At 71.3% G+C, this 10,121-nt stretch carries 8 protein-coding genes (1 of these 8 only partly in view); 1 reads left to right on the top strand and 7 read right to left on the bottom strand.

The features are described from left to right. Positions 1–19, bottom strand: partial view of a hypothetical protein gene (locus ACK1X7_RS30210; RefSeq protein ID WP_413115877.1) — the start only. It extends 599 nt beyond the left edge of the window; only the first 19 of its 618 coding nucleotides appear in the window; it begins with the start codon at positions 17–19; its stop codon lies beyond the left edge, outside the window. Between the two features lie 136 nt (positions 20–155). Next, the gene (gene ahcY, locus ACK1X7_RS30205) at positions 156–1,613 is read right to left on the bottom strand and encodes an adenosylhomocysteinase (RefSeq protein ID WP_385144237.1); all 1,458 of its coding nucleotides are present in this window, start codon (positions 1,611–1,613) and stop codon (positions 156–158) included. Between the two features lie 411 nt (positions 1,614–2,024). On the opposite strand from ahcY, the gene ACK1X7_RS30200 reads away from it, so the two are divergent. Then, entirely contained in the window at positions 2,025–4,220 is a 2,196-nt protein-coding gene (locus tag ACK1X7_RS30200) for a fructose-specific PTS transporter subunit EIIC (RefSeq protein WP_413115876.1), read from the top strand. A 271-nt stretch (positions 4,221–4,491) separates the two neighbouring features. Here ACK1X7_RS30200 and ACK1X7_RS30195 read toward each other — a convergent pair whose 3' ends face one another. From ACK1X7_RS30195 to ACK1X7_RS30175, 5 genes are all read right to left on the bottom strand, one after another. After that, positions 4,492–5,415, bottom strand: a complete 924-nt coding sequence (locus ACK1X7_RS30195) for a cation diffusion facilitator family transporter (protein ID WP_385144233.1) — start codon at positions 5,413–5,415, stop codon at positions 4,492–4,494. Between the two features lie 105 nt (positions 5,416–5,520). Then, on the bottom strand, positions 5,521–6,717 hold the full coding sequence (gene manA / locus ACK1X7_RS30190) for a mannose-6-phosphate isomerase, class I (protein WP_385144231.1): 1,197 nt from the start codon (positions 6,715–6,717) through the stop codon (positions 5,521–5,523). Between the two features lie 121 nt (positions 6,718–6,838). After that, on the bottom strand, positions 6,839–8,146 hold the full coding sequence (locus ACK1X7_RS30185; protein ID WP_385144229.1) for an SIS domain-containing protein: 1,308 nt from the start codon (positions 8,144–8,146) through the stop codon (positions 6,839–6,841). Between the two features lie 78 nt (positions 8,147–8,224). Continuing rightward, positions 8,225–8,407 carry a Trm112 family protein gene (locus tag ACK1X7_RS30180; protein ID WP_078641824.1) on the bottom strand — a complete coding sequence of 61 codons (183 nt, stop codon included), beginning with the start codon at positions 8,405–8,407 and terminating at the stop codon, positions 8,225–8,227. 272 nt (positions 8,408–8,679) lie between these two features. Further along, positions 8,680–10,038 carry a phosphomannomutase/phosphoglucomutase gene (locus ACK1X7_RS30175; protein ID WP_385144227.1) on the bottom strand — a complete coding sequence of 453 codons (1,359 nt, stop codon included), beginning with the start codon at positions 10,036–10,038 and terminating at the stop codon, positions 8,680–8,682. Positions 10,039–10,121: the final 83 nt, after the last annotated feature.

Here is a 10,121-nt window from a genome sequence, read left to right as displayed (position 1 = left end):
AGTAGCGGCCGCGGGGCATGGTGAGGTCCTTGACGAGCGTCGGGCCCGCCCGGCCGGACGGCGCGGACGGGCCCTGGGGCCCCCGCCTGGGCGGGGGCCGGGTCAGCGGCCGCCGACCGTGCGGTCGGCGGCGCCGGTGCGATCAGCGGATGCGATCAGTAACGGTAGTGCTCGGGCTTGTACGGGCCCTCGACCGGGACGCCGATGTAGGCGGCCTGCTCGGGCCGGAGCGTGGTCAGCTTCGCCCCGAGCGCGTCGAGGTGGAGGCGGGCGACCTTCTCGTCCAGGTGCTTGGGGAGCACATAGACGTCGGTCGGGTACGACTCCGGCTTGGTGAAGAGCTCGATCTGGGCGATGGTCTGGTTCGCGAAGGAGTTGGACATCACGAACGACGGGTGACCGGTCGCGTTGCCGAGGTTCAGCAGACGGCCCTCGGAGAGCACGATGAGCGTCTTGCCGTCGGGGAAGGTCCAGGTGTGGACCTGCGGCTTGACCTCGTCCTTGACGATGCCCGGGAGGGCGGCGAGGCCGGCCATGTCGATCTCGTTGTCGAAGTGGCCGATGTTCCCGACGATCGCCTGGTGCTTCATCTTGGCCATGTCCGCGGCCATGATGATGTCCTTGTTGCCGGTCGTGGTGATGAAGATGTCGGCGGTCTCCACCACGTCGTCCAGGGTGGCGACCTGGTAGCCGTCCATCGCGGCCTGGAGTGCGCAGATCGGGTCGATCTCGGTGATGATCACCCGGGCGCCCTGGCCGCGCAGCGACTCGGCGCAGCCCTTGCCCACATCGCCGTAGCCGCAGATGACCGCGACCTTGCCGCCGATCAGCACGTCGGTGGCGCGGTTGATGCCGTCGACCAGGGAGTGGCGGCAGCCGTACTTGTTGTCGAACTTGGACTTGGTCACCGCGTCGTTGACGTTGATCGCCGGGAAGAGCAGCAGGCCGTCGCGCTGCATCTCGTAGAGGCGGTGGACGCCGGTGGTGGTCTCCTCGGTGACCCCGCGGATCTCGGAAGCGAGCTGCGTCCACTTCTGCGGGTTCTCGGCGATGGTGCGGTTGAGCAGCTCGAGGATGACGCGGTGCTCGTCGTTCTCGGCGGTGGCGACGTCAGGGGCGGCGCCGGCCTTCTCGTACTCGACGCCCTTGTGGACGAGGAGGGTGGCGTCGCCACCGTCGTCCAGGATCATGTTGGGTCCGCCGGTGGGGGTGCCGGGCCAGGTCAGGGCCTGCTCCGTGCACCACCAGTACTCCTCCAGGGTCTCGCCCTTCCAGGCGAAGACCGGGATGCCCTGCGGGTTCTCCACCGTGCCCTTGGGGCCGACGGCGATCGCGGCCGCGGCGTGGTCCTGGGTGGAGAAGATGTTGCAGGAGGCCCACCGGACCTCGGCGCCGAGGGCGACCAGGGTCTCGATCAGCACGGCGGTCTGCACGGTCATGTGCAGCGAGCCGGTGACACGGGCGCCGGCCAGCGGCTGCTGCTCGGCGTACTCCTTACGGATCGCCATCAGGCCGGGCATCTCATGCTCGGCGAGGGTGATCTCCTTACGGCCGAAGGCAGCCAAGGAGAGGTCCGCGACCTTGAAGTCCTGACCGGAGACGGCTGTCGTCATGAGTGCTGCTCCTCCTCGATCGTGTGCGAGCGAGAGTGGTTTCGGCTGGGCATGTGAGGCGCTGGGCAGGGCCCCGCACAGCGGGCACACCTATCCCCTTCTACCTCACAGTGCGCAGTCCGTCGGAGGCCCTCTCTCCCTCGGCCGACCCGGTGTACGGGCCGCCCGACCGCCATCAGCAGCGACGTCTGGCTCGGTCACGAATCTACACCGATCGGCGCGGCGAACCCCAGCCCCCATCGGCCATCTTCGGCCGTAAGGCCATGACCTGCGCCGACGGCCACACCGCTCGGGGAGCCCGGTGGCTCACCCCGTCGCTTTGATCCTGGCCGGATGTATTGCACGATGCCGCGAGCGCGGGGACGCTGGCAGCTTCCCGCGCCCGCTCGACGCGTTGTTAAGGAGAACCACGTGACCAGTCCAGCCGATCCCCCCAACGGTGCGGGGGCCAGCGGACCGGGGCTCAAGCTGCTCGCGGTGACCGCCTGTCCCACGGGTATCGCCCACACCTATATGGCCGCTGAGAAGCTGGCTCAGGCGGCGGAGTCACTCGGCCACAGCATGAAGGTGGAGACCCAGGGCTCGATCGGGGCCGAGAACGTTCTGTCTGACAACGATGTCAGCCGGGCCGACGGCGTCATCATCGCCGCCGACAAGGACGTCGACCGCAGCCGCTTCATCGGCAAGAGAGTGCTCGTCGTGGGGGTCGCCGACGGCATCCACCGCCCGGAGCGGCTGATCGAGCAGGTGCGCAACGCGCCCGTGTACCAAGGCGACGGCCGGGAGGCCCAGCGCGGCGCCGCCTCGGCCGCTTCGGCTTCCGGCGGCGGTAAGGGGCGCAGCGTCACCTATAAGGCGCTCATGAACGGCGTCTCTTACATGATCCCGTTCGTCGTGGTCGGCGGTCTGCTGATCGCGGTCTCGCTCGCCCTGGGTGGTGATACGACGTCCAAGGGCATCGTCATCCCCGACGACTCCTTCTGGAAGACGGTCAACGACATCGGGAGCATCGGCTTCCAACTGATGATCCCGGCCCTGTCCGGCTATATCGCCTACGCCATCGCGGACCGGCCCGCGCTGGTGCCGGGCATGGTGGGCGGCTGGATCGCGGCCCACGGCGAGCTGTACGACAGCGAGGCGGGCGCCGGCTTCATCGGCGCGATCGTCACCGGCTTCCTGGCCGGTTACCTGGTGCTGTGGATCAAGCGGGTCAAGGTTCCGAAGTTCGTCCAGCCGATCATGCCGATCATCGTGATCCCGATCGTGGCGACCTCGGCGCTCGGCCTCTTCTTCATCTATGTCCTCGGCGAACCGATCTCCTGGGTCTTCGAGCGCCTCACCGACTGGCTCGGCGGGCTGACCGGCACCAGCGCGGCGCTGCTCGGCATCATCCTCGGGCTGATGATCGCGTTCGACATGGGCGGTCCGGTCAACAAGACCGCGTTCCTCTTCGGCGCCGGGCTGGTGTCCAAGAACCCCGAGGTCATGGGGGCGTGTGCGGCGGCCATTCCGGTTCCGCCGCTGGGCCAGGGCTTGGCCACGCTGCTGCGCCGCCGGATGTTCGACGACCAGGAGCGGGAGACCGGGCTCGCGGCGCTCTTCATGGGCTTCTTCGGCATCACCGAGGGCGCGATTCCGTTCGCCGCGGCGCGTCCGGCGCGGGTCATCCCGGCGAACATGCTGGGCGGCGCGGTCGCCGGGGCGATAGCCGGGGTGGCGTCGGTCGAGGACAACGTGCCGCACGGCGGGCCGATCGTCGCGGTGCTCGGCGCGGTCGGCGGGGTGCCGATGTTCTTCGTCGCGGTCGTCGGGGGTACGGCGGTTACGGCGTTGGTCACGATCGGGCTGATGTCTGTGGGCGGTGGTGGTCGGGGTTCGGACGCGGATGCGGATGCGGATCCGGCGGGGGCCGCGGAAGTCGCGGAGGCTGTCTCCTTGGCTCCGTCGCCGGCGGGTGCGCCGGTGCTGGCCGGGGTGGGCAGTGGAGGCGCTACGGGGGCGGCGAGTGGTGCCGTGGCGGATTCCTCGGCGAAGGCTGCGTCCGTCTCGGCCGCTGAGCCGCGGGACGGCGGTAAGGCCGAGGCCGAGGCTGCGCAGGAAGCTGAGGTCGCTCCCGAGGCTGAGGCCGCTCCCGAGGGCGATGCCGCGGACCAGGTGTTGTCCGGCTATCTCGGCGAGCAGACCGTGAAGGAGCGGCTGGCGGCGGACGGTAAGGATGCCGCGATCCGCGAGATGGCCGAGCTGCTGGCCACGACCGGCAAGGTGGCGGATACGGCGGAGCTGGTCCGGGCCGCGTTCGCCCGGGAGGACCAGGGCACCACCGGTCTCGGCGAGGAGATCGCGATTCCGCATGCCAAGACGGACGCGGTGACCGCTCCGGTCGTCGGCTTCGCGCGCTCCCCCGAGGGCATCGAGTGGGGCGCGCCGGACGGCACGAAGGCCAGGCTGGTGTTCATGATCGCGGTGCCGGAGGCGGCCGCGGGCGATGAGCATCTGCGGATTCTGGCGCTGCTGTCACGCAAGTTGATGGGCGCCGAGTTCCGGGAGCGGTTGCTGGGGGCGGCGGATGTGGGGGCGATTCTGGGGGTGCTCGGGGAGATCGAGTAGGTCCCTTGTGGGCAGCCCCTTGTGGGTAGGTGCGCCCCGGTCGCGTGTGCGGTGTATGCCGTTGGCGGCCGGGGTGCGCTTTCGGGTGTGGCCCGGTTGTTCGTGCGGAGCGCGCCTTCCGGGGTTGAGGTGCGTTGCCGCGTGCCGACCGGTTGTTCGTACGGCCTACGCCGTCGGCGGCCAGGGTGCGTTGCCGGGTGCGGGCCGGTGGCCGGTTTGTGCCCACCCGTTCCACCCCGCGGAACGAATGCCCACAAACCGGCGGTTCCGCTCAGGTGGTTGTGGAGGTGCGGAGGATGTCGGGTTCCAGGTAGATGACTCGGGCGATGGGGACCGCCTCGCGGATGCGCGCCTCCGCGGCGTCGATCGCGCGGGCGATCTCCACCGCCGTGTCGTCGTGCTGCACCGCGATCTTGGCGGCCACCAGCAGTTCCTCGGGGCCGAGGTGGAGCGTGCGCATGTGGATCAGCCCGGTGACGGTCTCGCCGTCCACGACCGCTTCGCGGATCTTGGTGACCTCGGTGATGTCGGCCGCCTCGCCCAGCAGCAGCGACTTGGTCTCGGCCGCGAGCACCAGGGCGATCAGCACCAGCAGGACGCCGATGCAGAGGGTGCCGACGCCGTCCCAGACACCGTCGCCGGTCAGCAGCGCGAGCCCGACGCCGCAGAGCGCGAGGACCAGGCCGATGAGAGCGCCGAAGTCCTCCAGGAGGACGACGGGCAGCTCGGGGGCCTTGGCCCGGCGCACGAACTGCGACCAGCTCAGCTTGCCCCGGATCTCGTTGGACTCCTTGATGGCCGTGCGGAAGGAGAAGCCCTCGGCGATGATCGCGAAGACGAGCACCCCGACCGGCCAGTACCAGTGCTCGACGTCATGGGGATGCTTGATCTTCTCGTAGCCCTCGTACAGCGCGAAGACACCGCCGATGGTGAACAGCACGATGGAGACGAGGAAGCCGTAGATATAGCGTTCGCGGCCATAGCCGAAGGGGTGCTCGGGGGTGGCCTCGCGCTTGGCCTTCTTCCCGCCGAGGAGCAGCAGCCCCTGATTGCCCGAGTCGGCGAGCGAGTGCACGCCTTCGGCGAGCATCGACGACGAGCCGCTGAAGGCGAACGCCACGAACTTGGCTGCGGCGATAGCCAGGTTCGCGCCCAGCGCGGCAACAATCGCCTTGGTTCCGCCTGATGCACTCATATGTGCCGAATGTCCCTTCCGCTTCGATACACCTCATGGCGGCTTTGCCAGCGCTTTACCGCCTCACGGCGCGCCATTGTTCCAGCCCCTCGAACGGGCCGTACGTCAGGCTGTCACTGTGGCCCTGAACACAGTGCCGTCGCCGCCCAGTACGGCCTCCTCACCGGCCGGTACGAAGGCCGACTGCCCGCGCGTCAGCGGGAGTTCGCCGTCCGCGCCACGCAGGGAGACCTCTCCCGCGGCGCACAGCAGGATCTGCGGGCCGGTCGCCGGCAGCGGGCGCGGAGCGGCGCCGTCGGCCAGGACGTGGCGGGAGAGCCGGAACTCGCCTATCGGGGTGGTGTAGAGCTCCTCGCCGGAGGGGTCCGCCTCGGGCCGCAGCACGGCGGGGGCGGCGCTTTCGAAGCGGACGATGCGCAGCAGCTCGGGGACGTCCACATGCTTGGGCGTGAGTCCGCAGCGCAGCACATTGTCGGAGTTGGCCATGATCTCGACGCCCAGGCCGTCGAGATAGGCGTGCGGTACGCCGGCGCCGAGGTAGAGAGCCTCGCCGGGCTGGAGGGTCACGAAGTTGAGCAGCATCGCGGCGATCACCCCGGGGTCGCCCGGGTAGTGCTGCGCGATGGAGGCGTACGCCGCGTACGCCGGGGCGTGCGGTCCGTCCAGCGCGCCGAGCCGCTCGGCGGCGTCCGCTGCCCGCCTTACGGTCTCCGTCATCGCCTCAGGGTCGGCCGTCAGCACGGCGGTCAGCACCTCGCGCAGGGCGTGCGACTCCGGGTGGGCGTGCAGGATGTCGACGTACGGCTTGAGCGAGTCGACCTCCAGGGCGGCCAGCAGCTCGGCCGCCTCGTTCGGGTCGCGGAAGCCGCACAGCCCGTTGAACGGCGTGAGCGCGCATATCAACTCGGGCTTGTGGTTGGCGTCCTTGTAGTTGCGATGCGGGGCATCGGCCGGAACGCCGCGCTCCTCCTCGTCCGCGTAGCCCTCCTTGGCCTGCTCGAGGTCGGGGTGGACCTGGAGCGACAGCGGCGAGGCGGCGGCCAGCACCTTCAGCAGGAACGGCAGCCGCGGCCCGAAGAGGCTTACGGCGTCCGCGCCGAGCTCGCCCTCGGGATCCGCGGCGATCACCTCGGAGAGCGCGACGGGGCCCGAGCCCCGGTCGACCCGGGACGGCGCCCCGGGGTGTGCCCCCATCCACATCTCGGCCTGCGGCTCCCCGGTCGGCCGGACGCCCAGCAGCTCGGGGATGGCGGTGGTGGAGCCCCAGGCGTAGGGGCGCACGGTGTTGACGAGGCGGTCCATGCGGTGCGGTTCCTGACTGTGCAGTGAGGGACGTGGGGCGAGTGGTGCGTGGTCTTACGGCGTCAGGTTCTGGAGATCTGTTCCAGATGTCTACGGCGTCACGTTGTCGAGGTCTACGGCGTCAAGTTCTATCGGCCGAAGCGAGCGCGAGGTAAACGGCGGCGAAATCCGTGATGGCGAGAAGTTCCGCGGCGGTCTCCAGTGGGGTGCCCTCGGCCGGTTCCAGCTCGCTGAACGCGGTGTCATGCGCCAGCGCCAGCTCCCGGGCGGTCGGCACCGCCGAGACCGGGCCCACCGGCTCCTCGTGGAGCAGCACGATCCGGGCGCGGAGCGCCTCCGCCTCCTCCACCCGGTCGCGGAAGAAGTCGTCCGGGTCGGCCCCGCCCGCGAACGCCCCGGTCAGCATCGCGCCATGCGCGGCGAGCGCCCCGGGAAGCTCGGCGACGAGCGCGGGGCGCCCGGCGAGCGACGCGAGCAGCCTCGCGAACCGCCGTCCGGTCGCGGCGGCGACCGGGCCCTCGGTCCACAGCAGCGGAAGCGCCCCGGCGAGCTCGGCCGCGAGCGTCTTGGCGGGGTTGGTGTAGGTGGCGATGGCCGGGCCGCAGCGCTCGGCGACCTGGTCGAGCCGGTCGGCGACCTGAAGCAGCGCGGCGGGCGGCGCGGACACCAGGCCGATCCGGTCGACCAGCAGGAGCAGCGGGGTGAGCAGGGCCCACAGCGTGCCGGGCAGCGCGGGGCCGGTCATCTCGTCGGGCGCGGTGCCGGGCGGCTCGACGGGGTGCGGGACGGGAGGCGTCCCGTACGTGCCGGGGGCATCGCCCAGGGCGCCCTCGGCGCGGGCGGTGTCGTCGTCCTCGGCCGCGCCCGGCGCGTGCGGGTCCCTGCGGTACGGATCGGTGCTGTACCCGCCCGTGGCGTACGGGGCCGAGGCGTACGGCGCCGTGGCCAGCGGCACCATCAGGCCGCGCGCCTGCGCGACCGCGTCGGCCAGCGGGGACTGGCCCGGGGCGACCGCGACGATCGCGCAGCCGCGGCGGTACGCCTGCTCGACAAGGCGCGGAAGGCCCGGTTCCGTACCGTCCGGCGTCGCGACGATCAGCAGGTCGAGCGGGCCCGCCCAGCCGGGCAGTGTCCAGCGCAGCGCGCCCGGCGCCGGGGCCACACCGGTGGGCGCGATCAGGCTGACCGGGCAGTTGCCCCCGCTGAGCGCGCCGAGGAGGTCGGCGGTGCAGGTTCCGGCCGCCCCTGGGCCCGCGACCATGACGGCGCGCGGCCGCCCGTCCGGCTTGAGATCGCCGATCCCCGCCTCGGTGGCGTGCCGGGCGGCGGTGCGGATGCGGGCGCCGGATTCGGCGGCTCCGCGCAGCAGCCCGCGGCTGTCGGCGCGGGCCAGGGCCTCTGGGGCGTCGAGGAGGGATTCGTCGAGCATCGTGCTTCGGCCTCCGATCGCCGTGGCGGGCGGTACACGCGGGACCGCGCGGGGCTGGGGCTCCGGCGGGCCGCCGGGTCAGGCCGGGCGGCGGGCCTCGTCGACGAGCAGCACGGGGATGCCGTCCCGGACGGGGTACGCGAGACCGCACCCCTCGCCCGTGCACACCAGCTCGGGGGTCTCCGGGGACTGCTCCTCGCGCAGCGGGGCGTGGCACGCCGGGCAGGCGAGGATGTCCAGAAGACCGGCTTCGAGCGGCATGGGGCGTCCCTTCGGGTATGGGTCCAGCCGGACATCGGCCCGGCGTGGTCAGCGTACCGCCGGGCGGGGGCGGGGCGCGGCCGGTGGGCACCGGAGCCCGGGGGCTCGCCCCGGGCTCCGGCGACGCCGTGCGCCCCGCGCGCGGACGGCCGTAAGGGCAGCGCGAGGACCGCGGGGAGCTGGCCCTCGGCGGGGCCCGCGCACGGAACGGCCGTAAGGCTTACGTATGGACGACAGCCGTAGGGCTTACGCACGGACGACAGCCGTAAGGCTTACGCGCGGACGATGGAGAGGACCTCGTCGCGGACCCCGGCCACCCGCTCCGCGTCCCGCGCCTCCACGTTCAGCCGCAGCAGCGGCTCGGTGTTGGAGGGGCGGAGGTTGAACCACCAGTCGGCGGCGGTGACCGTAAGGCCGTCGAGTTCATCGAGCTCGACGCCTTCGCGGCCCTCGTACGCCGCCTTGACCGCCGCCATGCGCCCGGTCTGGTCGTCGACGGTGCTGTTGATCTCCCCGGAGGCCGCGTACCGGTCGTACTGCGCGACCAGCTCCGACAGCGGGCCCTTCTGGCCGCCGAGCGCGGCCAGGACGTGTAGGGCGGCCAGCATGCCGGTGTCGGCGTTCCAGAAGTCGCGGAAGTAGTAGTGCGCGGAGTGCTCACCACCGAAGATCGCGCCGGTGCGGGCCATCTCGGCCTTGATGAAGGAGTGGCCCACGCGGGTGCGGACGGGGGTGCCGCCGTTCTCCTTGACGACCTCCGGGACCGACCACGAGGTGATGCAGTTGTGGATGACCGTCCCACCCGGGTGCTTGCCCAGCTCGCGGGCGGCGACCAGGGCGGTGATGGCGGAGGGCGACACCGGTTCGCCGCTTCCGTCCACCACGAAGCAGCGGTCGGCATCGCCGTCGAAGGCGAGCCCGAGGTCGGCGCCGGTCTCCAGGACCCGGGCCTGGAGATCGACGATGTTCTTGGGGTCGAGCGGGTTGGCCTCGTGGTTGGGGAAGGTGCCGTCCAGCTCGAAGTAGAGGGCGTCGAGCTCGAGCGGGAGCCCCTCGAAGACGGTCGGGACGGTGTGGCCGCCCATGCCGTTGCCCGCGTCCACGACGACCTTCAGCGGCCGGATGGCGGTCAGGTCCACCAACGAGCGCAGATGGGCGGCGTAGTCGGCGAGGACGTCCCGCTGGGTGATGGTGCCGGCCTCGGCGGCGGGCTCGGGCGCGCCGCTGTCGGCCCATTCCTCGACCAGGGCGCGGATGTCGGCGAGCCCGCTGTCCTGGCCGATGGGGGCGGCGCCCGCGCGGCACATCTTGATGCCGTTGTACTGCGCGGGGTTGTGGCTGGCGGTGAACATCGCGCCGGGCAGGCCGAGATGTCCGCTCGCGAAGTAGAGCTGATCGGTCGAGCACAGCCCGATCTCGGTCACATCCACCCCGAGCGAGGCGGCGCCGCGCGCGAAGGCCCGCGCCAGACCGGGCGAGGAGGGGCGCATGTCATGGCCGACGACGATCGCGTCCGCGCCGGTCACCCGGGCGAAGGCGGCGCCGAAGAGTTCCGAGAGCGACTCGTCCCACTGGTCCGGGACCACACCGCGCACGTCGTACGCCTTCACGATCTGCGACAAGTCGGGCACAGCCAACCCCTTCTGGAGGTCCTGGTGAAGATGTCTCCGCGGACGCCTCTGGGGACGTCCCCGCGGACCTCAAAACCTACCCG

This window comes from Streptomyces sp. CY-1 (assembly GCF_047218265.1).
Taxonomy (GTDB): domain Bacteria; phylum Actinomycetota; class Actinomycetes; order Streptomycetales; family Streptomycetaceae; genus Streptomyces; species Streptomyces niphimycinicus.
The sequence above is the reverse complement of the archived record's forward strand: the minus strand, read 5'-3'. Positions and strand labels throughout refer to the sequence as shown.

Coding starts and splice junctions, on each gene's coding strand:
- ahcY (WP_385144237.1), bottom strand. CDS start 1,613: ATGACGACAGCCGTCTCCGGTCAGGACTTCAAGGTCGCGGACCTCTCC.
- ACK1X7_RS30195 (WP_385144233.1), bottom strand. CDS start 5,415: ATGAGTGCATCAGGCGGAACCAAGGCGATTGTTGCCGCGCTGGGCGCG.
- manA (WP_385144231.1), bottom strand. CDS start 6,717: ATGGACCGCCTCGTCAACACCGTGCGCCCCTACGCCTGGGGCTCCACC.
- ACK1X7_RS30185 (WP_385144229.1), bottom strand. CDS start 8,146: ATGCTCGACGAATCCCTCCTCGACGCCCCAGAGGCCCTGGCCCGCGCC.
- ACK1X7_RS30180 (WP_078641824.1), bottom strand. CDS start 8,407: ATGCCGCTCGAAGCCGGTCTTCTGGACATCCTCGCCTGCCCGGCGTGC.